Below are 25,954 nucleotides of genomic sequence, written 5' to 3' on the forward strand. Positions count from 1 at the left end.
TGGTCGATGGGTTCAGCGATGGTCGCGCGGCGTCTTGCCGTGCGTGCCGGTGGGCGTGGCCACCGGGGCGGAGACTGGCGCCAGCGCGGATTTCGGACTTTTCCAGGCCGGGCCGACGAGTCGGATGTTCTTCACCCGCTTGACCGCCGAGATCATGTAGACGGCGCCGAAGATGGGCCACCAGCGGTCGCCGGCCTTCTCCATGAACGCGCTGCGTTGCAGCCAGCGCTCGGTGCGGTAGGGCGGGCAGTAGCAGCCAAAGCGGCCGCGAATGATATCGAACCCGAGCAGCTTGAGCCAGTCCTTGATGCGAACGAAACCCATGGTCTGGGCGTCGCTGGGCAGGAAGGGCAGGGCGCCGAGCCGGTTCAGGCCCTGGCGGGCGCCCCACAGGCTCATCGGGTTGAAGCAGGTCACCACGATGCGGCCTTCGGGCATCAGCACGCGGGAGACCTCGCGCAGCACTTCGTGCGGGTCTTCCGAGAATTCCAGGATGTGGGGCAGGGTGACGAGGTCGATGCTCTGGGTGTCGAACGGCAGCTCGTCGAAGCGGCACAACAGTTGGCGGGCGTCCGGATGGGCGTCGCGCGGGCCGTGGGGGCCGGCGCGGCCGTCCAGCGCCAGTGCCGAGAACGGCATACGGTTCTCGCGCAGCGTGTCGATGGCGGGCAGGCCCATCTGCACGGCGTGATAGCCGAAGATGTCCGCCACGACCTGGTCGTACTGGCGCGACTCCCATTCCAGCACGTACTGGCCGGGCGGCGAGGCGAGCCATTCTTCCCAATCTATAATCGGTCGGTTGGACATAGGAGCACTCATGTTGAAAGTGGAGCCAATCCCCGCATTCCAGGACAACTATATCTGGGCGATCCATGACGGGCATAGCGCCGCCATCGTCGACCCCGGCGAGGCTGCGCCCGTGGCGCGATTCCTGGCCGAGCGCGGGCTGGCACTGGGCGCTATTGTAATCACCCATCACCATGGCGATCACCAGGGTGGGGTGGCGGACCTGCTGGCGGACCATCCCAAGGGGCCCGATGGCGCCCCGGTGCCGGTGGTCGGGCCGGCCGGCGAACGTATTGGCCACCGCACCCAGGCGGTGCGCGAGGGCGACACGGTGACGCTGCGCCATCCGGCCGCTACCTTCCGGGTGATCGACGTACCGGGGCACACCGCCGGCCATGTGGCCTATGCGGGCGACCTGCCCGGCGCCGGCCCGGTGGTCTTCTGCGGCGACACCCTGTTCGCCAGCGGCTGCGGGCGGCTGTTCGAGGGCACGCCGGCGCAGATGCTGGCCTCGCTGGACAAGCTCGCCGCGCTGCCGGGCGACACCCGCGTCTACTGTGCCCACGAGTACACGCGCAGCAATGTGCGCTTTGCGCAGGCGGTGGAGCCGGCCAATGCGGACCTCGCCGCCTGGGCGGCCCGCGTGGATGCGCTGCGCGAAGCTGGCACGCCCACCGTGCCGACTACCGTGGCGCACGAGCGCGCGGTCAATCCGTTCCTGCGCTCGCGCGAGCCGGCAGTGCGCCGGGCCGTCCAGGCCCAGGGCGCGGATATGAGTACCGACGCGGCGGCTTTCGGCGCGCTGCGCGGCTGGAAGGACAACTTCCGCTGAGCGGGCGCAGGGCTTCCGCTGACCCCGGGCCGGCGCGCGGGGAGGGATCGAAAAGGACATCGAATTTGTCCGAAACAGGCCGGCAGATCGGCCGATCGCGGGAAAATCTCATTGACGCCAACGGGGCTTTTCCATAGGATCGGGCCACCTTTTTTGGCGTCACTTCAGAGAAATTCATGCAATTTGGTCGATTTCTGGCGGTAGTTGCGTGTGCGGTGCTGGTTGCAGCCTGCGCCAGCACACCCACCCCGCCCGCCGGCGAGATGGCCGGCACGACGACCGCCCTCGAATCCGGTCCGCCCAAGGACCCGCTCAATACGCTCAACAGCACCGGCAAGGCCGGCTCGCTGGCCAGCACCACCGTGGTCAACGTGGACCAGGTCAGCCTCGACTGGCTGCGCGGCCCGTCGAACGATATCTGGGACCGCATTCGCCGTGGCTTTGCCATGCAGGACCTCGAGGGCACGCTGGTCGACGACCGCACCCAGTGGTACGCGGCACGCCCTGACTATATGGAGCGGATGGTGGGGCGGTCGAGCCGCTACCTGTACCACATCGTGGAAGAGTTGGAGCGGCGCAAGATGCCCACGGAACTGGCCCTGCTGCCGTTCGTGGAGAGCGCGTTCAATCCGCAGGCGGAATCCACGGCCAAGGCGGCCGGCATGTGGCAGTTCATCCCGAGCACGGGCAAGTCCTACAACCTCAAGCAGAACATGTTCCGCGACGAGCGGCGCGATGTGCTGGCCTCCACGGATGCCGCGCTCGACTATCTCTCGCGCCTGTACGACATGTTCGGCGACTGGCACCTGGCCCTGGCCGCGTATAACTGGGGCGAGGGCGCCGTGTCGCGGGCCATCGCGCGCAACCAGGCGCGCGGGCTGCCCACGGACTACGCCAGCCTGACCATGCCGAACGAGACGCGCTACTACGTGCCCAAGCTGCAGGCGGTGAAGAACATCATCGCCAACCCGGCCGCGTACGGCGTGAAGCTGCCCGAGATCCCCGATCACCCGTATTTCGTCACGGTGACCACCTCGCGGGACATCGACGTGGCGCTGGCCGCCAAGCTCGCCAACATGCCGCTGGACGAGTTCAAGGCGCTGAACCCCTCGTTCAACCGCCCGGTGATCCTCGGCGCGGCCAATCCGCAGATCCTGCTGCCGTTCGATAACGCCGAGCGCTTCCAGTTCAACCTCAATACGTACCGGGGCGGGCTGTCGAGCTGGACGGCGGTGACCGTGGACAGCCGCGAGCGCGTGGAGTCGCTGGCCGCGCGGCTCAATGTCGATGCGGACACGCTGCGCGAGATCAACCGCATTCCCAAGGGCATGCGCCTGAAGGCTGGCTCGACGGTGATGATTCCGCGCTCGGAGCGGCATGACCAGGACATCAGCGCCTCGCTGGTGGACACGGCGATGCTGTCCGTGGAGCCGGATGTGCCGGATGCCAAGCGCATCGTCGTGCGGGCCAGCCGCCGCGACACGGTGGTGTCGGTGGCGCGCCGCTACGGTGTTTCGCCGCGCCAGGTGCAGTCGTGGAACAAGCTGTCGGGCAGCAAGCTCGTGGCGGGCCAGAGCCTCGTGCTGATGGTGCGGCCCAACTCGCCGGCCGCCGCCCGCGCCGCGCGTGACGACGATGACGACACCCCGGTGCGTGCCGCTACCCGTGGCAAGCCGGAGCCCAAGGGCCACACCGTCAACAAGTCCGCCAAGGCGGAAAAGACCGAGAAGGCCGAGCCGCGCAAGCGAGTGGTGGTGGAAGCCACCCCGCGCAAGGGTGCGGCCAAGCCCGCATCCAAGGCCGCGCCGGCCAAGGTCGTGCGCGAGGCCAAGCCGTCGCCGGCGCCCAAGGCCAGCGCCAGCAGCAAGAGCAAGGTCCACTGAGACCGGGAGACGCCGCGCCCCTTCCATGGCGGCGCGGCGTCTCTTTCCCCGCAGTCTTCCCCCCGAGCTTCCCCCCGAGCTTCACCCCATTTCCCCCGATAGACCGGCGCCGCACGCGCTGGCACACTGGCCGTCGACCAAAGACACGCCGGATAAGGCGGAGGAGACACACCATGACGGCAAGCCGTGCCCTGCATGCGCGATCGCTGTCCGACCCGGCGGGGTTCTGGGCGGAACAGGCGAAGCGGATCGACTGGGAAACGCCCTTCGAAACGGTACTCGACGACAGCCGGCCGCCCTTCGCCCGCTGGTTCGTCGGCGGGCGCACCAACCTCTGCCACAACGCCATCGACCGCCATCTGGCGGACCGCGCCGACCAGCGCGCGCTGATCTACGTGTCGACCGAGACGGACCAGCAGCGCGTCTACACCTACGCCCAGCTCCATGACGAAGTGCAGCGCATGGCCGCCATCCTGCAGGGGCTCGGCGTGGGCAAGGGCGACCGCGTGCTGGTGTACATGCCGATGATTCCCGAGGCGATGTTCGCGATGCTGGCCTGCGCCCGCATCGGCGCCGTGCATTCGGTGGTCTTCGGCGGATTTGCCTCGGTGAGCCTCGCCGCGCGCATCGACGATGCCAAGCCGAGCGTGATCGTCAGCGCCGACGCGGGCTCCCGCGCCGGCAAGGTGGTGCCCTACAAGCCGTTGCTGGACGAGGCGATCCGGCTGGCCGGCCATCATCCCGACAAGGTCCTGCTGGTCAACCGTGGCCTCGCGGACATGCCGGTCACCGCTGGCCGCGACGAGGACTACGCCGCCTGGCGCGAGCGCGTGGCCGGGCAGGTGGTGCCCTGCGCCTGGCTGGAGTCGAGCGAGCCTTCGTACGTGCTCTACACCTCCGGCACCACCGGCAAGCCGAAGGGCGTGCAGCGCGACACCGGCGGCTATGCGGTGGCGCTGGCCACGTCGATGGAATACATCTTCTGCGGCAAGCCCGGCGACACGATGTTCACGGCATCGGATATCGGCTGGGTGGTGGGGCACAGCTACATCGTCTACGCGCCGCTGCTGGCGGGCATGGCCACGGTCATGTACGAAGGCACGCCGATCCGGCCCGATGGCGGCATCCTCTGGCAGATCGTGGCGGAGCACGGCGTGAACATCATGTTCAGCGCGCCCACGGCGATCCGCGTGCTCAAGAAGCAGGACCCGGCGCTGCTGCGGCGCCACGACCTGTCCAGCCTGCGGCTGCTGTTCCTGGCCGGCGAGCCGCTGGACGAACCTACCGCGCGCTGGATCCAGGACGGCATCGGCAAGCCCGTGGTGGACAACTACTGGCAGACCGAGTCCGGCTGGCCAATCATCGCCATCCAGCGTGGCGTGGAGCCGCTGCCGCCCAAGCTCGGCTCCCCCGGCGTGCCGGCCTATGGCTACGACCTGCGCATCGTGGATGAGGTGACCGGCGAGGAATGCGCGCCGAACCAGAAGGGCGTGGTGGCCATCGACTATCCGCTGCCGCCGGGCTGCATGAGCACGATCTGGGGCGACGACGCGCGCTTCGTGAAGACCTACTGGTCCGCCGTGCCGAATCGCCAGTGCTACTCGACCTTCGACTGGGGTGTGCGCGACGAAGACGGCTATGTCTTCATCCTGGGCCGCACCGACGATGTGATCAACGTGGCGGGGCACCGGTTGGGCACGCGCGAGATCGAGGAAAGCCTGTCCTCGCACGCCGGCGTGGCCGAGGTGGCCGTGGTGGGCGTGCAGGACGCGCTCAAGGGGCAGGTGGCGATGGCGTTCTGCATCGCCCGTGACGCGGCCCGTACCGCCACGCCGGCGGACTGCCAGGCGTTGGAGGGCGAGCTGATGAAGACGGTGGACCAGCAACTGGGCGCGGTGGCGCGGCCGGCGCGGGTCTATTTCGTCAACGCGCTGCCCAAGACGCGCTCCGGCAAGCTGCTGCGCCGCGCGATCCAGGCCGTGGCCGAGGGCCGCGACCCCGGTGACCTGACCACGATTGAGGATCCCACAGCACTTGAGCAGGTCAAGACCGCCATGGCGGGCTGACTGCCTATATATATAGGGGCGAAGTCTGCACGGCTCGGGGAGGCATCCTTCGACCGCGCAGATTTCGCTTGCCACGACTTCCCATGCGGCCTAATATTTTAAGCATCAAATATTTAACCATGATGTAGTGAGGCGACCCTATGCGCGTGCTTTGCATTGGTGGTGGGCCATCGGGCCTGTATTTCGGGCTGCTGATGAAGCTGCAGGACCCCGCCAACGACGTAGTGGTGGTGGAGCGCAACCGGCCGTACGACACGTTCGGCTGGGGCGTGGTGTTCTCCGATGCCACGCTCGAGAACCTGCGCCAGGCCGACCCCGTGAGTGCGCGCGAGATCGACGCCGCGTTCAACCACTGGGACGACATCGACATCCACATCGGCGGCCGCACCATCCGCTCGGGCGGCCACGGCTTTATCGGCATCGGCCGCAAGCGGCTGCTGAACATCCTCCAGGCGCGCTGCGAGGCGCTGGGCGTGCGGCTCGTGTTCGAGACCGATGTGGCCGATGACCAGGCGCTGGCGCGCCAGTACAGCGCCGATCTGGTGATTGCCTGCGATGGCATCAACAGCCGCATCCGCACGCGTTACGCCGAGACCTTCGCGCCGGACATCGACACCCGCCAGTGCCGCTTCGTCTGGCTCGGCACGCACAAGCTGTTCGACGCCTTCACGTTCGCGTTCGAGAAGACCGAGCACGGCTGGTTCCAAGCTCACGCGTACCGCTTCGACGACACCACGTCCACGTTTATCGTCGAAGCCCCGGAGCGCGTCTGGCGCGACGCCGGCATCGAGCAGATGAGCCAGGAAGAGGGCGTGGCCTTCTGCGAGCGCCTGTTCGCGCGCCATCTGGACGGCCACCCGCTCATCAGCAACGCCACCCATCTGCGCGGCTCGGCCAACTGGATTCGCTTCCCGCGTGTGATCTGCCATCGCTGGGTGCACTGGAACACGCTGGACGATGGGCGCCGGGTGCCGGTCGTGCTGATGGGCGACGCGGCGCATACGGCGCATTTCTCGATCGGCTCGGGGACCAAGCTGGCGCTGGAGGATGCAATCGACCTCGCCAACGCCATCGGACGCGCGCACGGCGGCATCGACGGCCTGCCCGAGGCGTTGACGCACTATGAGGCCACTCGCAGCGTGGAGGTGCTCAAGATCCAGAACGCCGCGCGCAACTCCACGGAATGGTTCGAGAACGTGGAGCGCTACGCGGACAGCCTCGCGCCGGAGCAGTTCGCCTATTCGCTGCTCACCCGCTCGCAGCGCATCTCCCACGAAAACCTGCGCGTACGCGATGCCGGCTACGTGGCGGACTTCGAACAATGGCTGGCCGCCCAGGCCGGCGTGCCGCCCGAGACGCTGCACCTGCGCGCCGCCGATCCCCAACACGGCCTGCCGCCGATGTTCACGCCGTACCGCGTGCGCGGCGTCACCCTCAAAAACCGCGTGGTGGTCAGCCCGATGGCGATGTATTCGTCGGTCGATGGCGTGCCGGGCGATTTCCACCTCGTGCACCTGGGCGCGCGGGCGCTGGGCGGGGCGGGCATGGTCGTGGCCGAGATGACCTGCGTGTCCCCGGACGCGCGGATCACGCCGGGCTGCCCCGGGCTGTGGAACGACACCCAGCGCGATGCGTGGCGCCGGATCGTCGATTTCGTCCACGCCAACAGCGACGCGAAAATCGCCATCCAGCTGGGCCATGCGGGCCGCAAGGGCTCGACCCAACTGGGCTGGGAGAAGATGGACTATCCGCTGGCCGAGGGCAACTGGCCGCTGATCTCCGCGTCGCCGCTGCCCTATCTGCCGGGAATCTCGCAGATGCCGCGCGAGATGACCCCCGCCGACATGGCGCAGGTGCGCGATGACTTCGTGGCCAACGCCCGCCGCGCGGCGGAAGCGGGCTTTGACTGGCTGGAACTGCACTGCGCCCACGGCTACCTGCTCTCCAGCTTTATCTCGCCGCTGACCAATCTGCGCACCGACGCCTATGGCGGCACGCTGGCGAACCGGCTGCGCTTTCCGCTCGAGGTCTTTGCCGCGGTGCGCGCGGTCTGGCCGGCGGAGCGGCCGATGTCGGTGCGGATTTCCGCGCACGACTGGGTGGAGGGCGGCATTACCGCCGACGACGCGGTGGCCATCGCGCGCGCGTTCAAGGCGGCCGGCGCGGACATGATCGACTGCTCTTCCGGGCAGGTCAGCCCCGATCAGGCGCCCGTCTATGGCCGGATGTACCAGACGCCGTTCGCGGACCGCATCCGCAACGAGGCTGGCATTGCGACGATTGCCGTCGGCGCCATCTTCGAGGCCGACCATGTGGACAGCATCGTCGCAGCGGGCCGGGCCGACCTGTGCGCGATTGCCCGCCCGCATCTGGCCGACCCGGCCTGGACGCTGCACGAGGCCGCGCGGCTCGGCTTCCGCGACGTAACCTGGCCGAAGCAGTACGTGGCCGGCAAGCGCCAGCTCGAAACCAATATGGAGCGCGCGGCGGCCACGGCCGGCGTGCCGGGGGGGAAGTGATCATGGGCCTATCCCCATCGCCATCATTGATTGGCAAGCACGCGCTCGTCACCGGCGGCGGACGCGGCATCGGGGCCGCCATCGCGCGCCAGTTACTGGGCGAAGGGGCCAGCGTGACGCTGCTGGGCCGCGATGCCGCCACGCTCGACGCCACCGTCACCACGCTGCAGGCGCACCGGCTCGGCGACGCCTCGGTGGGCGCCGTGTGCGCCGACATCGCCGAGCCCGCCAGCGTGGAAGCCGCCTTTGCCGCCGCCACCGAGGCGCGCGGCGCCATCACCGTGCTGGTCAACAACGCCGGGCAGGCGCACAGCGCGCCGTTCGGCAAGACCGATCTCGCGCTGTGGCAGCGCATGCTCGACGTCAACCTGACCGGCACCTTCCTGTGCACGCAGGCCGCGCTGCCGGCGATGCTGGACGCGGGCTGGGGGCGCATCGTCAACGTGGCGAGCACGGCAGGGCTGATCGGCTACGGCTACGTCAGCGCCTACTGCGCGGCCAAGCACGGCGTGATCGGCCTCACGCGGGCGCTGGCGCTGGAGCTGGCCGCCAAGGGCATCACCGTCAACGCGGTCTGCCCCGGCTACACCGAAACCGACATCGTGCGCGACGCGGTGGCGAATATCGTCGGCAAGACCGGCCGCACCGAGGCGGAGGCCCGGGCCGAACTGGCCGCACGCAATCCGCAGCGCCGGCTGGTGCAGCCGGACGAGGTGGCCGATGCCGTGGCGTGGCTGTGCCGCCCCTCGGCCTCCGCCATCACGGGGCAGGCCGTGCCCGTGGCGGGCGGCGAGGTCATGGCCGGCTGACATCGAACAAATTCGAGAACAAATTCGAGAGCGAGAGAGACAACCCATGAGCGAGATCGCACTGCACATGCACCACCACAAGCGCCCGTTTGCCGACTACCAGCCCAAACACTTCTTGTGGACGGTGTCCGGCGACGGCAAGGTGGCCACCATCACGCTGAACCGGCCCGAGCGCAAGAACCCGCTGACCTTCGATTCGTACGCGGAGCTGCGCGACCTGTTCCGCGGTCTCTGCTACGCCACCGACATCAAGACCGTGGTGGTGACCGGCGCGGGCGGCAATTTCTGCTCGGGCGGCGATGTGCACGAGATCATCGGCCCGCTCACCAAGATGAGCATGCCCGAGCTGCTCGATTTCACCCGCATGACCGGCGACCTGGTCAAGGCGATGCGCGCCTGCGCGCAGCCGGTGATCAGCGCCATCGACGGCATCTGCGCCGGGGCCGGGGCGATGATGGCGCTGGCCTCGGACCTGCGCCTCGGCACCCCGCAGGCGAAGACGGCGTTCCTGTTCGTGCGCGTGGGGCTGGCCGGCGCGGACATGGGCGCGTGCTCGCTGCTGCCGCGCGTGATCGGACAGGGCCGGGCGAGCGAGTTGCTCTACACGGGCCGCGCGATGACCGCCGAGGAGGGCCAGCAATGGGGCTTCTTCAACGCGCTGCACGCGCCGGACGCCGTGCTGGCCGCTGCCCAGACGCTGGCCGCCCAGATCGCGGCGGGGCCGACCTTTGCCCATGGCGTGACCAAGAAGCTGCTGCATCAGGAATGGAACATGGGGCTGGACGAAGCCATCGAGGCCGAGGCCGAGGCGCAGGCCATCTGCATGCAGACGAAGGACTTCCGCCGCGCCTACGACGCCTTCGTGGCGAAGCAGAAGCCGGTATTCGAGGGCGATTGAGGCCGGGGAGCATCCATGAGCGACAAGACCTACCTCGACCTGCCGTTTTTCGACGATGCGCACCGGGCACTGGAGCGTGACCTCGATGCGTGGTGCCGCACCGCGCTGGCCCACGTCGATCACACCGATACTGACGCCGCCTGCCGCGCGCTGGTGCGGCAACTCGGCGACGCCGGCTGGCTGCGCTACTGCGTGCCGGCCGCGCATGGCGGCGCGCTGCCGGCGCTGGACTCGCGCGCGCTGTGCCTGCTGCGCGAAACGCTGGCCCGCCACGATGGGCTGGCCGACTTCGCCTTCGCGATGCAGGGACTGGGCTCGGGCGCGATCACGCTGGCCGGCAGTGACGCCGTGCGCGCCCACTACCTGCCGCGCGTGGCGCGCGGCGAGGCCATCGCCGCGTTCGCGCTGTCCGAGCCCGAAGCCGGCTCCGATGTGGCGGCGATGCAATGCAGCGCGCGGTTGTCCGAGGACGGCAGCCACTACGTGCTGAACGGCAGCAAGACGTGGATTTCGAACGGCGGCATCGCCGATTTCTACTGCGTGTTCGCCCGTACCGGCGAGGCGCCGGGCGCGCGCGGCATCACCGCCTTCGTGGTGGATGCCGACACGCCGGGCCTGCGCATTGCCGAGCGGATCGACGTGATCGCCCCGCATCCGCTGGCCACGCTGCAATTCGACGATTGCCGCGTGCCGGTGGGCCAGCGGCTGGGCGAGGCGGGGCAGGGCTTCAAGGTGGCGATGATGACGCTCGACATCTTCCGCGCCTCGGTGGCGGCGGCTGCGCTGGGCTTCGGCCGCGCGGCGCTGGACGACGCGCTGGCGCGGGCCACCAGCCGCCCGATGTTCGGCGGCGTGCTGGCGGACCTGCAACTGACGCAGGCCGCCATCGGCGACATGGCCACGGCGGTGGATGCCGCCGCGCTGCTCACCTACCGTGCCGCGTGGCTGCGCGACGTGCGGGGGGTGCGCACCACCCGCGAGGCGGCCATGGCCAAGATGGTGGCCACCGAGAACGCCCAGCAGGTCATCGACCGTGCCGTGCAGATGTTCGGCGGGCTCGGGGTGAAGGTCGGGACGCGCGTGGAAAGCCTGTATCGCGAAATCCGCTCGCTGCGGATCTACGAGGGCGCCACCGAGGTGCAGAAGCTGATCATCGCGCGCGAGACGCTGGCCGCGGCCGAGCGCAGCCGGTCGTAAATCGACGAAAACAGGAGAGACAAGCATGGTCGCCCCCGCCCCTGCCACCGCCGCTTCCACTTCCACTCCCACTTCCACGCGCGATACCGTGGTCGACACCTTCGCTCGCGACCGCCTGCCGCCGCCCGAGCAATGGCCCGAATTCCGCTTCAACGCCGACACCACCTATCCGGCGCGGCTGAACGCCGCCGAGGCGCTGGTGGACCACCACGTGGCAGCCGGGCAGGGCGCCCGCGTGGCCATTCGGCACGAGCGCGACGGCCGCATCGAGACCGTGACCTATGCCGAACTGGCCGCGCTGGTCAGCCGTATTGCCCATGTGCTGGTGGAAGACATGGCGCTGGTGCCCGGCAACCGCGTGCTGCTGCGCGGGCCGAACAACCTGATGATGGCGGCCTGCTGGCTGGCCACGCTCAAGGCCGGGCTGATCGCCGTGCCGACCATGCCGCTGCTGCGCGCGAAGGAGCTGAAGCAGGTCATCGACAAAGCCGAGGTGGGCGCGGCGCTCTGCGATGCCCGGCTCCAGGCCGAACTCGACGCCAACCGGCTGGCCGGCGGCGAGCACTTCTGCCCCAGCCTGAAGACGGTGCGCTACTTCAACGGCACCGGCCCGGACGCGCTGGAGACGGCGCTGGCCAGCAAGCCCGACACCTTCACCGCCTGCGACACCGCTGCCGACGACACCTGCCTGATCGCCTTCACCAGCGGCACCACCGGCCAGCCCAAGGGCACGATGCACTTCCACCGCGACGTGCTGGCGATGTGCGACCTGTTCCCGCGCCACGTGCTCAAGCCCACGGCGGACGACATCTTCTGCGGCACGCCGCCGCTGGCGTTCACCTTTGGGCTGGGCGGCATGCTGTGCTTTCCGCTGCGGATCGGGGCGAGCACGGCGCTGGCCGAGAAGCTCACGCCCGAGACGCTGCTGAAGCTGATCCAGGACCATCGCGCCACCATCGTCTTCACGGCGCCGACCTTCTATCGCCAGATGGCGACGCTGGCGCCGCAGTTCGACCTGTCCAGCCTGAAGAAAAGCGTCTCCGCCGGCGAGGCACTGCCGGACGCCACGCGCCAGGCGTGGAAGGCGGCCACCGGCATCGAGATGACCGATGGGCTGGGCGGCACCGAGATGATGCACATCTTCATCTCCAGCGCCGGCGCCGACGTGCGCCCCGGCGCGGTGGGCCGCGTGGTGCCGGGCTACGAGGCCCGTATCGTCGATGAAGCCATGCAGCCGGTGCCGCCGGGCACGGTCGGCAAGCTGGCCGTGCGCGGGCCCACGGGCTGCCGCTACCTGGACGACCCGCGCCAGGCCAACTACGTGCGCGATGGCTGGAACCTGCCGGGCGACACCTTCCTGGCCGACGCCGATGGCTATTACTTCTATCAGGCGCGCTCGGACGACATGATCATCTCGGCCGGCTACAACATCGCCGGCCCCGAGGTGGAAGGCACGCTGATGCGCCACGAGGCCGTGGCCGAGTGCGGCGTGGTGGGCGCGCCGGACCCGGAGCGCGGGCAGGTGGTGATGGCCTACGTGGTGCTGCGCCCCGGCGTGGAGCCCGGCGACGCCATGCGCGCCGCGCTGCAGGCCTACGTGAAGCGCGAGATCGCGCCCTATAAATACCCGCGCCGGATCGAGTTCGTGGCCGCGCTGCCGCGCACCGAGACGGGCAAGCTGCAACGGTTCCGGCTGCGCCAGCTGGCGACCGAGACCGCCGAGACCGGCGCGGAAGGCACCAAGCCATGAGTGACGTGTTCCGCAACACGGTGCGGGTGCGCTTCAAGCACTGCGACACGGCCGGCATCGTGTTCTATCCGCGCTACTTCGAGATGCTCAACGACTTCATCGAAGACTGGTTCGCCGATGGGCTCAACTGGCCGTTCGACGCCATGCACCTCGCCGGCCACGCCGGCGTGCCGACCGCCGAACTGCAATGCCGCTTTACCGCGCCGAGCCGGCTGGGCGAACTGCTGACCCGCGAGTTGCGTGTGACGCACATCGGACGGACCAGCTTCGCCATCGACACCCGCTTCGCCGGGTCGGACGGCGAGACGCGCCTGACCGTGGGCCAGCGGCTCGTCTGCGTCGATACCCAAACCATGACGCCAACGCCGCTGCCCGACCGGGTACGCATCGCGATGGCGCGTTTCCTTCATCCCCACGCATAACCGGATCGTCATATGTTGAAAACGCTGCAACCGCCCGACTGGGCACCGCCCCGGGGCTACGCCAACGGCATCCTCGCCGAGATGACGGTAGGCAGCCGCCTGATCTTCGTCGGCGGTCAGATCGGCTGGAATGCCCAGTGCGAGTTCGAGACCGACGACTTCGCGCTCCAGGTCGCGCAGACCCTGCGCAATATCGTGGCGGTGCTGGCGGCGGGCGGGGCTCGCCCCGAGCACATCGCGCGCATGACCTGGTACGTGAAGGACAAGGCCGCGTACGTGGGCGCGTACAAGGACATCGGCCAGCACTATCGGGAAATCATCGGCCGGCACTTCCCGGCGATGACGGCGGTGGAGGTGGCGGACCTCGTGGAGCCGCGCGCCCAGGTGGAGATCGAGGTCACGGCGGTCGTGCCGGCGGACGTGTCGGCAGGTTAGTGGCGGCGCTGTATATAACCGATCACGGCAGGGCTTGCCATCGCAAGTCCTTGAAAACTTGAGAAATTGGGCACGGCGGGATATAATTCGAAAGTTTCGCTTTCAGAACCCTTCACCCTAGCGCCTACCGTATTCCACCTTCCGCCGCCCCATCCGCGCGCGCCGTTCGTGCACTACAAAAAGTGACGAATGAGACGCAGCCGGCCGGTCCCTCGCCCATGCGCGCGAGGCGCCGCCCCGGGGCACGAGGCGTTGAGCAGGTCGGTCACGGGGTGAGTCCAGCAGGAGCCTACCCGTGTTACCGTCTTTTCCGTCCGCCATTCTCGCGCTTGCAGACGGCACGGTCTTTCGTGGCTATTCCATCGGCGCTTCCGGCCATACCATCGGCGAAGTGGTGTTCAACACCGCTCTCACCGGTTACCAGGAAATCCTCACCGACCCGAGCTATTCCCGGCAGATCGTCACGCTGACGTATCCGCATATCGGCAATGTCGGGGTGAATCGTGAGGACGTCGAAGCCACGAAAGTCCATGCCGCCGGCCTGATCATCAAGGATCTGCCGATTCTGGCCTCGAGCTTCCGCAAGGAACACACGCTCGCCCACTACCTCAAGCAGGAAAAGGTGGTGGCCATTGCCGGCATCGATACCCGCAAGCTGACCCGTATCCTGCGCGAGAAGGGTGCCCAGAACGGCTGCATCCTGGCTGGCGAGGACAACGTCCAGCGCGCCATCGACCTGGCCCGCTCGTTCCCCGGCCTGGCCGGCATGGACCTGGCCAAGGTGGTGTCGGTCAAGGAACCGTACGAGTGGACCCAGAACGAGTGGAAGCTCGGCGAGGGCTACGGCAAGCTGGACAAGCCGCAGTTCCACGTGGTGGCCTATGACTACGGCGTCAAGTTCAACATCCTGCGCATGCTGGCCGAGCGCGGCTGCAAGGTCACGGTGCTGCCGGCCCAGGCCAGCGCCGCCGATGCCCTGGCGCTGAATCCGGACGGCGTCTTCCTGTCCAACGGCCCCGGCGACCCCGAGCCGTGTGACTACGCCGTGGCTGCCACGCGTGAGTTCATCGCCCGTGGCATTCCCACCTTCGGCATCTGCCTGGGTCACCAGATCATGGCCCTGGCCGTGGGCGCCAAGACCCTCAAGATGAAGTTCGGCCACCATGGCGCGAACCATCCGGTCAAGGACATGGACGATGGTCGTGTGGTGATTACGTCGCAAAATCACGGTTTTGCCGTGGATGCCGACACGCTGCCGGCCAACGTGCGCGTCACGCATACGTCGCTGTTCGACGGCTCGCTGCAGGGCTTCGCGCTGACGGACAAGCCGGCGTTCTGCTTCCAGGGTCACCCGGAAGCATCGCCCGGCCCGCACGACGTGGCCTACCTGTTCGACCGCTTCATCAAGCTGATGAAGGACGCGAAGCAGTAAGCCGCCGCGAACGAGAACAAGGACACAGCGAGAAACCATGAACGCGTTCATGCACGCCAGCCTGGGCATTACCGATTTCTGGACCTTTGTGCTCGGCACGATCTTCATCGTGCTGCTGCCGGGGCCGAACTCGATGTACGTGCTGTCGGTGGCCGCCCAGCGCGGTGTGCGCGCCGGCTACCGGGGCGCGTGCGGCGTATTCCTGGGCGACCTGATCCTGATGGTGCTGTCGGCCGCGGGCGTGGCGTCGCTGCTCAAGGCCAGCCCGGCGCTGTTCTACGTGGTCAAGACCATCGGCGCGGCCTACCTGGCCTGGATCGGCTTCCAGATGCTGCGCGGCGCGCTGCGCAGCTGGTCCCAGCGGGGCGAGGCCGGGCAGCCGGCGGCGGCCGAAGTGCCGGTCGAGCGCACCACGGACCCGTTCCGCAAGGCGCTGGTCATCAGCCTGCTGAACCCGAAGGCCATCCTGTTCTTCATCTCGTTCTTTATCCAGTTCGTGGACCCGCAGTTCGCGCGCCCGGTGCTGTCGTTCGTGGCGCTGGGGCTGGTCTGCCAGATCTGCAGCTTCGTCTACCTGACCACCATCATCCTTGTGGGCGCGCGGCTTGCCGAAGCGTTCCGCCGGCGCCGCAGGCTGTCGGCAGGCATGGCGAGCGGTGTGGGGGCCATGTTCATCGGCTTCGGCGCGAAGCTGGCGACGGCCACGCTGAACTGATCCGGCGAGTCGAAATAACCTGAATATCCGGCGCGGCGCGCGAGACTTTCGCGCACCGGCCACCAAAGAGAGCGTGCAATGCCAAAACGCACAGACATCAAGAGCATCCTCATCATCGGCGCGGGCCCCATCATCATCGGGCAGGCGTGCGAATTCGACTACTCCGGCGCCCAGGCCTGCAAGGCCCTGCGCGAAGAGGGCTACAAGGTCATCCTGGTCAATTCGAACCCGGCGACCATCATGACGGACCCGAACACGGCCGACGTGACCTACATCGAGCCCATCACCTGGGAAGTGGTCGAGCGCATCATCGAGCGTGAGCGTCCCGATGCGATCCTGCCGACCATGGGCGGCCAGACCGCGCTGAACTGCGCGCTGGACCTGCACCGCCATGGCGTGCTGGACAAGTACAAGGTGGAGCTGATCGGCGCGTCGCCGGAAGCCATCGACAAGGCCGAGGACCGCCAGAAGTTCAAGGACGCGATGACCAAGATCGGTCTCGGTTCGGCAAAGTCTGGTATCGCGCACTCGATGGACGAGGCCGTGGCCGTGCAGTCGCGCATCGCCGCGGACACCGGCACGGCGGGCTACCCGATCGTGATCCGCCCGTCGTTCACGCTGGGCGGCTCGGGCGGGGGCATCGCCTACAACCGCGAGGAATTCGAGGAAATCTGCAAGCGCGGCCTGGACCTGTCGCCGACGCGCGAGCTGCTGATCGAGGAATCGCTGCTGGGCTGGAAGGAATACGAGATGGAAGTGGTCCGCGACAAGGCGGACAACTGCATCATCATCTGCTCGATCGAGAACCTGGACCCGATGGGCATCCACACCGGCGACTCGATCACCGTGGCCCCGGCGCAGACGCTGACCGACAAGGAATACCAGATCCTGCGTAACGCCTCGCTGGCCGTGCTGCGCGAGATCGGCGTGGATACGGGCGGTTCGAACGTGCAGTTCTCGATCAACCCGGCCGATGGCCGCATGATCGTGATCGAGATGAACCCGCGCGTGTCGCGTTCGTCGGCGCTGGCCTCGAAGGCCACCGGCTTCCCGATCGCCAAGGTGGCGGCCAAGCTGGCCGTGGGATACACGCTGGACGAGCTGAAGAACGAGATCACCGGCGGCCAGACCCCGGCGTCGTTCGAGCCGTCGATCGACTACGTGGTCACCAAGGTGCCGCGTTTCGCCTTCGAGAAGTTCCCGCAGGCCGACAGCCACCTGACTACGCAGATGAAGTCCGTGGGCGAGGTGATGGCGATGGGCCGCACCTTCCAGGAATCGTTCCAGAAGGCACTGCGCGGCCTGGAAGTGGGCGTGGATGGCCTGGACGAGAAGTCGACCGACCGCGACGAGGTGGTGGAAGAGATCGGCGAAGCCGGCCCGGACCGCATCTGGTACGTGGGCGACGCGTTCCGCCTGGGCATGTCGCTCGAGGAAGTGCATGCCGAGACCGCCATCGACCCGTGGTTCCTGGCCCAGATCGAGGACATCGTGAAGACCGAGGGCATCGTGCGCAACCGCACGCTGGCCAGCCTCTCGACGCCCGAACTGCGCCTGCTCAAGCAGAAGGGTTTCTCGGACCGCCGCCTGGCGAAGCTGCTCAAGACCGACGCCAAGTCGGTGCGCGAGGCGCGTATCGCCCAGAACGTGCGCCCGGTCTACAAGCGCGTGGACACCTGCGCGGCCGAGTTCGCCACCAACACCGCCTACATGTACGGCACGTACGAAGCCGAACACGGCGAGTGCGAGGCCGAGCCGACCGCCAACAAGAAGATCATGGTGCTGGGCGGTGGCCCGAACCGGATCGGCCAGGGCATCGAGTTCGACTATTGCTGCGTGCACGCCGCGCTGGCGCTGCGCGAAGACGGGTACGAGACCATCATGGTCAACTGCAACCCGGAAACCGTGTCGACCGACTATGACACCTCGGATCGCCTGTACTTCGAGCCGCTGACGCTGGAAGACGTGCTGGAAATCGTCGACAAGGAAAAGCCGGTCGGCGTGATCGTCCAGTACGGCGGCCAGACCCCGCTGAAGCTGGCGCTGGACCTGGAAGCCAACGGCGTGCCCATCATCGGCACCAGCCCGGACATGATCGACGCCGCGGAAGACCGCGAGCGCTTCCAGAAGCTGCTGCAGGAACTGGGCCTGCGCCAGCCGCCGAACCGCACCGCGCGGGCCGAGGACGAGGCGCTGCGCCTGGCCGAGGAAATCGGCTACCCGCTGGTGGTGCGCCCGTCGTACGTGCTGGGTGGCCGCGCGATGGAAATCGTGCACGAGCCGCGCGACCTCGAGCGCTATATGCGCGAGGCCGTGAAGGTGTCGCACGACTCCCCGGTGCTGCTGGACCGTTTCCTGAACGACGCGATCGAATGCGACGTGGACGCCCTGAGCGACGGCCAGCGCGTGTTCATCGGCGGCGTGATGGAGCACATCGAGCAGGCTGGCGTGCACTCGGGCGACTCGGCTTGCTCGCTGCCGCCGTACTCGCTCTCGCAAGCCACCGTGGACGAGCTGAAGCGCCAGACCGCCGCCATGGCGAAGGCCCTGAACGTGATCGGCCTGATGAACGTGCAGTTCGCGATCCAGCAGCACAACGGCGAAGACACCGTGTACGTGCTGGAAGTGAACCCGCGCGCCTCGCGGACCGTGCCGTATGTGTCGAAGGCTACCGGCCTGTCGCTGGCGAAGATCGCCGCACGCTGCATGGCCGGCCAGTCGCTGGACTCGCAGGGCATCGGCGAAGAGGTGATACCGCCGTACTTCAGCGTCAAGGAAGCCGTGTTCCCGTTCAACAAGTTCCCGGGCGTGGACCCGGTGCTTGGACCTGAGATGCGCTCCACCGGTGAGGTGATGGGCGTGGGCAAGGTGTTCGGCGAGGCCCTGTTCAAGAGCCAGCTGGCCGCCGGTTCGCGCCTGCCCGAGAAGGGCACCGTGCTGATCACCGTCAAGGACAGCGACAAGCCGCGTGCCGTGGGCGTGGCCCGCATGCTGCACGACCTGGGCTACCCGATCGTCGCCACGCGCGGCACGGCGTCGGCCATCGAGGCAGCGGGGATCCCGGTGCGCGTGGTCAACAAGGTCAAGGACGGCCGTCCGCACATCGTGGACATGATCAAGAACGGCGAACTGGCGCTGGTGTTCACCACGGTGGACGAGACGCGTACGGCCATCGCCGATTCGCGTTCGATCCGTATCGCCGCGCTGGCCGGCCGGGTGCCTTACTACACCACCATTGCCGGCGCCCGCGCCGCAGTGGAGGGCCTGAAGCACATGCAAAGCCTGGAGGTCTACGACCTGCAGAGCCTGCACAAGCAGCTGGCCTGATTGCTGCACCGCCAGACCCGCCGGGTTGATACCGGCGGGCTTTCTGGCCTACACTACGTCGAATTCGTCGATTGAACGGCCTACGGGCCGTTCGGTCCTATCCGAAAGCCGCGGTCGAGCGGAAGTGCTTCCGGCAACCTTGCCGGGAGCATGGCTCCAGCTCCGCTGCGGCTCATTTTTTTGTTGAACGAGATATGAGCACCATTCCGATTACCAAGCGTGGCGCCGAACTCCTGAAGGAAGAACTGCAGCGCCTCAAGGCCGTCGAACGTCCCGCGGTGATCACTGCCATCGCCGAAGCGCGCGCGCAGGGTGACCTGTCGGAAAACGCCGAGTACGACGCCGCCAAGGAAAAGCAGGCCTTTATCGAAGGCCGCATCCTGGACGTGGAGTCGAAGCTGTCGGCTGCCCAGATCATCGATCCGACCCAGCTCGACACGGACGGCCGCATCGTCTTTGGCGCCACCGTGGACCTGGAAGACCTGCAATCGGGCAAGCCCGTGAGCTACCAGATCGTCGGCGACGACGAAGCCGACCTCGACAGCGGCAAGATTTCGGTCAGCTCGCCCATCGCCCGGGCCCTGATCGGCAAGTTCGAAGGCGACGTGGCGATCGTGCTGGCCCCGGGTGGCGAGCGCGAATACGAAGTGATCACCGTCCGCTACGTCTGACGGGCGCCCACACGTGTTCTCTTCCTCGTATTCGAACCTGCCGCCGCTGCCCCACCGGATTTTCCTGCTGCTGACCGTTGTTTGGGCCGGCAGTTTGTGGACAGTAGGTTACATGGTGGCACCGACGCTGTTTTCGGTGCTGCCGAACCGTGAGATGGCAGGCATGATCGCCGGCCACCTGTTCCGGACCGAGGCGATCCTCGGCATCACGGTGGGCGTGCTGCAGTTGGTACTGTGCAATGTGATGATCCGCCGCGGTGCCAAGCGCTATCGCACGCTGCGCTGGATCGTGCTGGCCATGCTGGTTTGCGTGCTGGCCGGCTACTTCGGCGTGCAGCCGTTCATGGAAGGCCTCAAGGTCCGTGCGCAGGCGCTGAACCTGGGCGTCTCCGAGTCGCCGTTCAAGGGCCAGTTCGGCATGCTGCACGGCGTGTCGAGCGTCATCTACCTCGTGCACAGCATACTGGCACTAGTGCTGGTGTGGCGCGCGGCAGCGCCGCGTTCGGCCGGGGAATAAAAACGCCCGCGCAAGCGGGCGTTTTTCAGGCCAGGAAGGCAGGGCAGGGCGGATCAGCCCAGCGCCTTCTTCTTCTGGCTGCTGGGGCGGGCGCGCAGGCGCTTGACGTTGCCGCCCTGGGTCACGCGCTCGTTGCCGAGCACGGTCACTTCCTTGCGGGTGGGCCGACGGTTCGGCGCGGCGCTGGGCTTGCGGACCGTCACGGTGCGCGGCGCGGTGCCAGTGGTCGGGCGGCGCGGGGCCATGCGACCCAGTTCCTCGGGCCGGTTCTCTTCCAGACGGGCCGGACCCGGACGCCAGATCACGAGCAGCTTGCCGATATGCTGGATGGGCGCGGCGTCGAGTTCGTCGCAGATGGCTTCATAAATGGCGATGCGCGTGTCGCGCTCGTCGCCGAATACACGGATCTTGATCAGATCGTGAGCCGCCAGGCTCCGGTCGATCTCGGCCAGGACCGCGCGGGTCAGGCCTTCCGCACCGACCATGACCACAGGGTTCAGACCGTGGGCGCGGGCGCGGAGGGAGGAGCGTTGGGCAGGTATCAGTTCTAGTGCGGGCATGTCAGGGCGCAAAGCGGAATGGCGCGTATTATCCGCCAAAATGACGCCGGCAGGCGGTAAAGATCAGCAAAAAATGGCAAAGAACAAGTTTAATCACGCGTGGTTGCATGACCACATCAACGATCCCTACGTGAAAATGGCGCAGCGCGAGGGCTATCGCGCCCGTGCGGCCTACAAGCTCAAGGAGATCGACGAGCAGGACAAGCTGATCCAGCCGGGCCACGTCATCGTCGACCTCGGCGCCGCCCCGGGCAGCTGGAGCCAGTACGCCCGCAACCGGCTGGCGGCCTCGCCGCGCGCCAAGGATGGCAAGATCGACGGGGCGGTGATCGCCATCGACCTGTTGCCGATGGAACCTGTCGCCGACGTCACTTTTATTCTGGGTGACTTCCGCGAGGAATCGGTATTCCGGGAATTCGAGGAGGTGGTCCTGGCCGCGTCTGGCGGCACCCGGATCGACCTTGTTATCTCGGACATGGCCCCCAATTTGTCCGGTGTGTCTTCGGCCGATTCGGCCCGGATCGAGTATTTATGCGATCTGGCGCTCGAGTTCGCCCTGGCGCACTTGAAACCCGAGGGATCGTTGCTGGTAAAGTGTTTCCACGGCAGCGGGTATAGCCAGATCGTGGAGAAATTCAAGCGCCAGTTCAAGGTAGTCGCGAAGCGCAAGCCCAAGGCGTCGCGCGACAAGTCTTCAGAAACCTTTATTCTTGGGCGTTACCTGAAGTCGGTGGACTGAAACGTGCGCCGGACACCCCGGGCGGCTTGCCGCCATGGGGCGCCTCGGGCACTATCGGGACCATAGATTCAGAGATTCCCTGCGGGGGCGGGGGCTGCATTACAATGCAATGCAGCTATCCCGTTGGCAAGGCAATTGCAAAGGAGTTCGGCCTTGAATAACAACCTGTTTCAAAAGGCGGCAATCTGGCTCGTAATCGCGCTGGTATTGTTCACCGTCTTCAAGCAGTTCGACAAACCACGTGCCCAGGACGGTGTCACCTATTCGCAGTTCATGGATGACGCCAAGAACGGCAAGGTGAGCCGCGTCGACGTGCAGGGCCGTAATCTCGTGGTTTCGCCCAAAGAGGGCGCCAAGTACACGATCATCTCGCCGGGCGACATCTGGATGGTCGGCGACCTGATGAAGTACGGCGTCCAGGTCACCGGCAAGGCCGACGACGAGCCGAACGTGCTGGTCCAGGCCCTGTACTACCTCGGGCCAACCTTGCTGATCATCGTCTTCTGGTTCTACATGATGCGGCAGATGCAGGGCGGCGGGAAAGGCGGTGCCTTCTCGTTCGGCAAGTCCCGTGCACGCCTGATCGACGAGAACCAGAACGCCGTCACGTTCTCGGACGTGGCCGGCTGCGACGAGGCCAAGGAGGAAGTGGTCGAACTGGTCGACTTCCTCAAGGATCCGCAGAAATTCCAGAAGCTGGGCGGCCGTATTCCGCGCGGCGTGCTGCTGGTTGGCCCTCCGGGTACCGGTAAGACGCTGCTGGCACGCGCCATCGCCGGCGAGGCCAAGGTGCCTTTCTTCAGCATTTCCGGTTCGGACTTCGTCGAAATGTTCGTCGGCGTGGGCGCGGCCCGTGTGCGCGACATGTTCGAGAACGCCAAGAAGCAGGCGCCTTGCATCGTGTTCATCGATGAAATCGACGCGGTCGGTCGTCATCGTGGCGCCGGCATGGGCGGCGGCAACGACGAGCGCGAGCAGACGCTGAACCAGATGCTGGTCGAGATGGACGGCTTCGAGGCCAACTCGGGCGTCATCGTGATCGCCGCGACCAACCGTGCCGACGTGCTGGACAAGGCGCTGCTGCGTCCGGGTCGTTTCGACCGCCAGGTCTACGTGGGCCTGCCGGACATCCGCGGCCGCGAGCAGATCCTGAAGGTGCATATGCGCAAGGTGCCGATCGGCAACGACGTGGACGCGTCGGTGATCGGTCGTGGTACCCCGGGCTTCTCGGGTGCCGACCTGGCCAACCTGGTCAACGAGGCCGCGCTGTTCGCCGCCCGCCGCAACAAGCGCGTGGTGGACATGCAGGACTTCGAGGACGCCAAGGACAAGATCTTCATGGGCCCGGAGCGCAAGTCGACGGTCATGCGCGAAGAAGAGCGCAAGGCCACGGCTTACCACGAGTCCGGCCATGCGGTGGTGGCCAAGCTGCTGCCGAAGGCCGATCCGGTGCACAAGGTTACGATCATGCCGCGCGGCTGGGCACTGGGCGTGACCTGGCAGCTGCCGGAGCATGACAAGTATTCGAAGTACAAGGACAACATGCTCGACGAGATCGCGATTCTCTTCGGCGGCCGTGCGGCGGAGGAGGTCTTCCTCAACGCCATGAGCACGGGGGCGTCCAACGACTTCGAGCGCGCCACCAAGATCGCCCGCGACATGGTGACCCGTTTCGGCATGAGCGATTCGCTCGGCGCCATGGTCTATGTCGATACGGAGCAGGACGGCATGTTCGGCAAGCTCTCGTCGAAGACTGTGTCCGAGGCCACCCAGCAGAAGGTTGACGGCGAGATCCGTCGCATCATCGACGAGCAATATGCGCTGGCGAAGCACCTGCTCGAAGATCACCGCGACAAGGTCGAGGCGATGACCAGCGCCCTGATGGAGTGGGAAACGATCGACGCCGATCAGGTGAACGACATCATGGCTGGCAAGCCGCCGCGTCCGCCGCGTAACGTGTCGGGCCAGAACGGTGGTGGCAACACGCCTTCGGGCGGTTCGCCGGTGGCGCCGACCAACGCGCCTGCCACGGCCTGATCGCGATTGCCCTGCCTTCGCAGGCGGGCAGTTCAGAAGCCGGTGCCCTGCGCACCGGCTTTTTCCATTCCAGGACAGCAGATCTTGTCGACCGAGTTCTTCCAGTGCGGGCGCTACCGTTTCGCCCGCAACCGCCGCCCACTGGTGATGGGCATCCTCAACGTCACACCCGATTCGTTTTCCGACGGTGGCCAGCATGCGGGCCGCGATGCGGCCTTGCGCCACGCGGAGCAGATGATTGCCGAAGGCGTGGACATCATCGACATTGGCGGGGAATCGAGCCGTCCGGGCTCAGCGGCGCTGCCGCTGGATCAGGAACTGGCCCGGGTGATGCCGATCATCGAGGCCCTGGCGCCGTGTGGCAAACCGTTGTCGATCGACACCTACAAGCCCGAAGTCATGCGTGCGGCACTGGCGGGCGGAGCGGATCTGATCAACGATATCTGGGGCTTCCGCATGCCGGGCGCGGTGGAAGCCGTGAGCGGCGCGGCGGCGGGGCACGCGGGCCTGTGCGTGATGCACATGCAGCGTGACCCGCAGACCATGCAGGAAGACCCGCAGTATGTCGACGTGGTGGCCGAGGTGGAGGGGTTCCTGCGCGAACGGGTGTCAACCCTGCGTGCGGCGGGCGTGGACGACGCGCGCATTTCGCTCGATCCGGGGTTTGGATTTGGCAAGACGCCGGATCATAATCTCCGCCTGCTCGGCCAAATGCCTCGGCTGGCCGTCGACGGCCTGCCGATCCTGGCCGGGCTCTCGCGCAAGTCGACGCTTGGCGCCATTCTCGGCGGCAGACCGCCGCAGCAGCGCGTGGCGGCCAGCCTGGCCGCGGCCGTGTGCGCGGTGGAGCGGGGCGCATTTATCGTGCGGGTGCACGACGTGGAACAGACGGTGGACGCCATCAAGACCTGGTGGGCGATTCGCCATGAATCAGTTGCCGGTACAGGGCAATCGGGAGAATGAAACAGATGACGCGCAAGTATTTCGGGACAGATGGCGTGCGGGGTCGGGTTGGTGAAGCACCGATCACGCCGGATTTTGTGATGCGGCTCGGCTACGCCGCCGGCAAGGTGCTGGCGCTGGGCCAGAAAACCAGCCAGGGCCGGCCGACCGTGCTGATCGGCAAGGACACGCGGATCTCGGGTTATATGCTCGAAGCCGCGCTGGAAGCCGGTTTCACGGCTGCCGGCGTGCACGTGCTGCTGACCGGTCCGCTGCCGACGCCGGGCGTGGCCTACCTGACCCGCGCGCTGCGGCTGGCGGCGGGCGTGGTCATTTCCGCGAGCCACAATCCGTACTACGACAACGGCATCAAGTTTTTCTCGTCGACGGGCGACAAGCTGCCGGACGAGACGGAGCTGAAGATCGAGGCCCAGCTCGAAGAGCCGATGGCCTGCGTGCGTTCGGACGACCTCGGCCGCGCGCGCCGCATCGACGATGCGGCTGGCCGCTACATCGAGTTCTGCAAGAGCACATTCCCGTATGAGCAGGACCTGCACGGGCTCAAGCTCGTGGTGGACTGCGCCCACGGGGCGGCGTACCACATCGCCCCGCACGTGTTCCACGAACTCGGTGCCGAGGTGATCTCCATCGGCAACCAGCCGGACGGCCGCAACATCAACGCCGGCTACGGCGCCACGGCGCCTGAGCGGTTGATCGAATCCGTCAAGGCGCACGGCGCGCACCTGGGCCTGGCCTTCGACGGCGATGCCGACCGCCTGCAGGTGGTGGACGCCGATGGCCGGCTCTACAACGGCGACGAACTGCTGTACCTGATCGTGCGGGACCGGCAGGCTGCTGGCCACCGCGTCGATGGCGCGGTGGGCACGCTGATGACGAACATGGCTGTCGAGCTGGCGCTGAAGCGCCTTGGCGTCGAATTCGTTCGCGCCAAGGTGGGTGACCGCTACGTGCTGGAAGAACTCAACAAGCGCAAGTGGACGCTCGGCGGCGAAGGCTCCGGCCATCTTTTGTGCCTGGATCGTCACACGACGGGCGACGGCATCGTGTCGGCACTCCAGGTGCTGGCTGCACTGCGCCGGAGCGGCAAGACGCTGGCGCAGTTGCTGGAAGGCGTGAAGTTGTTCCCGCAGACCCTGATCAACGTGCGCGTGGAGAAGGGTTTCGACTGGCAGACCCATGCCGGGTTGCAGGCGGCGCGCGCCAAGATCGAGCCGGAACTCGAAGGCCGTGGGCGGGTGCTGATCCGCGCCTCGGGCACCGAGCCGGTGGTCCGTGTGATGGTGGAGGCCGAACAGGTCGAGACCGCCGAACGCGCGGCCCAGGCCTTGGCTGACTCGCTGCGCGTCTGACCGCTCCTGTCGTGACCGAAAATGACGCCAGCGTGATACTGGCGTCA

Annotated in this window: 21 protein-coding genes; 19 read left to right on the top strand and 2 right to left on the bottom strand. The window is 67.1% G+C overall.

The window, feature by feature from the left end:
• Positions 1–12: 12 nt before the first annotated feature.
• Positions 13–807, bottom strand: a complete 795-nt coding sequence (locus AC1DP9_RS02815) for a class I SAM-dependent methyltransferase (protein WP_092289837.1) — start codon at positions 805–807, stop codon at positions 13–15.
• 10 nt (positions 808–817) lie between these two features.
• On the opposite strand from AC1DP9_RS02815, the gene gloB reads away from it, so the two are divergent.
• The 15 genes from gloB (at position 818) to AC1DP9_RS02890 (ending at position 20,259) form a co-directional block, all read left to right on the top strand.
• The gene (gloB, locus tag AC1DP9_RS02820) at positions 818–1,618 is read left to right on the top strand and encodes a hydroxyacylglutathione hydrolase (RefSeq protein ID WP_092289835.1); all 801 of its coding nucleotides are present in this window, start codon (positions 818–820) and stop codon (positions 1,616–1,618) included.
• Between the two features lie 176 nt (positions 1,619–1,794).
• The gene (locus AC1DP9_RS02825) at positions 1,795–3,501 is read left to right on the top strand and encodes a transglycosylase SLT domain-containing protein (RefSeq protein WP_477106542.1); all 1,707 of its coding nucleotides are present in this window, start codon (positions 1,795–1,797) and stop codon (positions 3,499–3,501) included.
• 173 nt (positions 3,502–3,674) lie between these two features.
• Positions 3,675–5,567: a propionate--CoA ligase gene (locus AC1DP9_RS02830; protein WP_477106543.1), complete on the top strand. Its 1,893-nt coding sequence runs from the start codon at positions 3,675–3,677 to the stop codon at positions 5,565–5,567.
• 140 nt (positions 5,568–5,707) lie between these two features.
• Positions 5,708–8,086, top strand: coding sequence for a bifunctional salicylyl-CoA 5-hydroxylase/oxidoreductase (locus AC1DP9_RS02835; protein WP_477106544.1), 2,379 nt, complete (start codon positions 5,708–5,710; stop codon positions 8,084–8,086).
• 2 nt (positions 8,087–8,088) lie between these two features.
• A complete protein-coding gene (locus tag AC1DP9_RS02840) occupies positions 8,089–8,895 on the top strand; it encodes an SDR family NAD(P)-dependent oxidoreductase (protein WP_477106545.1) in 807 nt (268 codons plus the stop codon).
• A gap of 46 nt (positions 8,896–8,941) precedes the next feature.
• Positions 8,942–9,793, top strand: a complete 852-nt coding sequence (locus AC1DP9_RS02845; RefSeq protein WP_477106546.1) for an enoyl-CoA hydratase family protein — start codon at positions 8,942–8,944, stop codon at positions 9,791–9,793.
• A gap of 15 nt (positions 9,794–9,808) precedes the next feature.
• Positions 9,809–10,990 carry an acyl-CoA dehydrogenase family protein gene (locus AC1DP9_RS02850; protein ID WP_477106547.1) on the top strand — a complete coding sequence of 394 codons (1,182 nt, stop codon included), beginning with the start codon at positions 9,809–9,811 and terminating at the stop codon, positions 10,988–10,990.
• A 25-nt stretch (positions 10,991–11,015) separates the two neighbouring features.
• The gene (locus AC1DP9_RS02855) at positions 11,016–12,740 is read left to right on the top strand and encodes an AMP-binding protein (RefSeq protein ID WP_477106548.1); all 1,725 of its coding nucleotides are present in this window, start codon (positions 11,016–11,018) and stop codon (positions 12,738–12,740) included.
• Positions 12,737–13,162, top strand: coding sequence for an acyl-CoA thioesterase (locus AC1DP9_RS02860; protein ID WP_477106549.1), 426 nt, complete (start codon positions 12,737–12,739; stop codon positions 13,160–13,162). The genes AC1DP9_RS02855 and AC1DP9_RS02860 overlap by 4 nt, the downstream gene beginning before the upstream one ends.
• Before the next feature lie 12 nt (positions 13,163–13,174).
• Positions 13,175–13,597, top strand: coding sequence for a RidA family protein (locus tag AC1DP9_RS02865; protein ID WP_441590503.1), 423 nt, complete (start codon positions 13,175–13,177; stop codon positions 13,595–13,597).
• A 295-nt stretch (positions 13,598–13,892) separates the two neighbouring features.
• Entirely contained in the window at positions 13,893–15,029 is a 1,137-nt protein-coding gene (gene carA / locus AC1DP9_RS02870) for a glutamine-hydrolyzing carbamoyl-phosphate synthase small subunit (protein WP_477106550.1), read from the top strand.
• A 37-nt stretch (positions 15,030–15,066) separates the two neighbouring features.
• Positions 15,067–15,744: a leucine efflux protein LeuE gene (gene leuE / locus AC1DP9_RS02875; RefSeq protein WP_477106551.1), complete on the top strand. Its 678-nt coding sequence runs from the start codon at positions 15,067–15,069 to the stop codon at positions 15,742–15,744.
• Positions 15,745–15,822: 78 nt separating this feature from the next.
• Positions 15,823–19,071, top strand: coding sequence for a carbamoyl-phosphate synthase large subunit (gene carB / locus AC1DP9_RS02880; RefSeq protein ID WP_477106552.1), 3,249 nt, complete (start codon positions 15,823–15,825; stop codon positions 19,069–19,071).
• A 194-nt stretch (positions 19,072–19,265) separates the two neighbouring features.
• Positions 19,266–19,742 carry a transcription elongation factor GreA gene (gene greA / locus AC1DP9_RS02885; RefSeq protein ID WP_092289809.1) on the top strand — a complete coding sequence of 159 codons (477 nt, stop codon included), beginning with the start codon at positions 19,266–19,268 and terminating at the stop codon, positions 19,740–19,742.
• A gap of 13 nt (positions 19,743–19,755) precedes the next feature.
• Positions 19,756–20,259: a DUF4149 domain-containing protein gene (locus tag AC1DP9_RS02890; RefSeq protein ID WP_092289807.1), complete on the top strand. Its 504-nt coding sequence runs from the start codon at positions 19,756–19,758 to the stop codon at positions 20,257–20,259.
• Positions 20,260–20,312: 53 nt separating this feature from the next.
• Here the strand turns inward: AC1DP9_RS02890 and AC1DP9_RS02895 are convergent, their stop codons facing one another.
• The gene (locus AC1DP9_RS02895) at positions 20,313–20,819 is read right to left on the bottom strand and encodes a YhbY family RNA-binding protein (RefSeq protein WP_092289805.1); all 507 of its coding nucleotides are present in this window, start codon (positions 20,817–20,819) and stop codon (positions 20,313–20,315) included.
• Positions 20,820–20,892: 73 nt separating this feature from the next.
• On the opposite strand from AC1DP9_RS02895, the gene AC1DP9_RS02900 reads away from it, so the two are divergent.
• The 4 genes from AC1DP9_RS02900 (at position 20,893) to glmM (ending at position 25,907) form a co-directional block, all read left to right on the top strand.
• A complete protein-coding gene (locus AC1DP9_RS02900) occupies positions 20,893–21,558 on the top strand; it encodes an RlmE family RNA methyltransferase (RefSeq protein ID WP_477106579.1) in 666 nt (221 codons plus the stop codon).
• 153 nt (positions 21,559–21,711) lie between these two features.
• Positions 21,712–23,595, top strand: a complete 1,884-nt coding sequence (gene ftsH / locus AC1DP9_RS02905) for an ATP-dependent zinc metalloprotease FtsH (RefSeq protein WP_092289801.1) — start codon at positions 21,712–21,714, stop codon at positions 23,593–23,595.
• 84 nt (positions 23,596–23,679) lie between these two features.
• Positions 23,680–24,558: a dihydropteroate synthase gene (gene folP, locus AC1DP9_RS02910; protein ID WP_477106580.1), complete on the top strand. Its 879-nt coding sequence runs from the start codon at positions 23,680–23,682 to the stop codon at positions 24,556–24,558.
• A gap of 5 nt (positions 24,559–24,563) precedes the next feature.
• Complete coding sequence (gene glmM, locus AC1DP9_RS02915; RefSeq protein WP_477106553.1) at positions 24,564–25,907, top strand: phosphoglucosamine mutase; 1,344 nt, start codon at positions 24,564–24,566, stop codon at positions 25,905–25,907.
• Positions 25,908–25,954 lie beyond the last annotated feature (47 nt).

The sequence above is a fragment of the Cupriavidus sp. 01L43 genome (assembly GCF_056399925.1).

What these genes read in the sequence shown, in the direction of transcription:
- AC1DP9_RS02815 (WP_092289837.1), bottom strand. Translation starts at nt 807, where the DNA reads ATGTCCAACCGACCGATTATAGATTGGGAAGAATGGCTCGCCTCGCCG.
- gloB (WP_092289835.1), top strand. Translation starts at nt 818, where the DNA reads ATGTTGAAAGTGGAGCCAATCCCCGCATTCCAGGACAACTATATCTGG.
- AC1DP9_RS02825 (WP_477106542.1), top strand. Translation starts at nt 1,795, where the DNA reads ATGCAATTTGGTCGATTTCTGGCGGTAGTTGCGTGTGCGGTGCTGGTT.
- AC1DP9_RS02830 (WP_477106543.1), top strand. Translation starts at nt 3,675, where the DNA reads ATGACGGCAAGCCGTGCCCTGCATGCGCGATCGCTGTCCGACCCGGCG.
- AC1DP9_RS02835 (WP_477106544.1), top strand. Translation starts at nt 5,708, where the DNA reads ATGCGCGTGCTTTGCATTGGTGGTGGGCCATCGGGCCTGTATTTCGGG.
- AC1DP9_RS02840 (WP_477106545.1), top strand. Translation starts at nt 8,089, where the DNA reads ATGGGCCTATCCCCATCGCCATCATTGATTGGCAAGCACGCGCTCGTC.
- AC1DP9_RS02845 (WP_477106546.1), top strand. Translation starts at nt 8,942, where the DNA reads ATGAGCGAGATCGCACTGCACATGCACCACCACAAGCGCCCGTTTGCC.
- AC1DP9_RS02850 (WP_477106547.1), top strand. Translation starts at nt 9,809, where the DNA reads ATGAGCGACAAGACCTACCTCGACCTGCCGTTTTTCGACGATGCGCAC.
- AC1DP9_RS02855 (WP_477106548.1), top strand. Translation starts at nt 11,016, where the DNA reads ATGGTCGCCCCCGCCCCTGCCACCGCCGCTTCCACTTCCACTCCCACT.
- AC1DP9_RS02860 (WP_477106549.1), top strand. Translation starts at nt 12,737, where the DNA reads ATGAGTGACGTGTTCCGCAACACGGTGCGGGTGCGCTTCAAGCACTGC.
- AC1DP9_RS02865 (WP_441590503.1), top strand. Translation starts at nt 13,175, where the DNA reads ATGTTGAAAACGCTGCAACCGCCCGACTGGGCACCGCCCCGGGGCTAC.
- leuE (WP_477106551.1), top strand. Translation starts at nt 15,067, where the DNA reads ATGAACGCGTTCATGCACGCCAGCCTGGGCATTACCGATTTCTGGACC.
- carB (WP_477106552.1), top strand. Translation starts at nt 15,823, where the DNA reads ATGCCAAAACGCACAGACATCAAGAGCATCCTCATCATCGGCGCGGGC.
- greA (WP_092289809.1), top strand. Translation starts at nt 19,266, where the DNA reads ATGAGCACCATTCCGATTACCAAGCGTGGCGCCGAACTCCTGAAGGAA.
- AC1DP9_RS02895 (WP_092289805.1), bottom strand. Translation starts at nt 20,819, where the DNA reads ATGCCCGCACTAGAACTGATACCTGCCCAACGCTCCTCCCTCCGCGCC.
- AC1DP9_RS02900 (WP_477106579.1), top strand. Translation starts at nt 20,893, where the DNA reads ATGGCAAAGAACAAGTTTAATCACGCGTGGTTGCATGACCACATCAAC.
- glmM (WP_477106553.1), top strand. Translation starts at nt 24,564, where the DNA reads ATGACGCGCAAGTATTTCGGGACAGATGGCGTGCGGGGTCGGGTTGGT.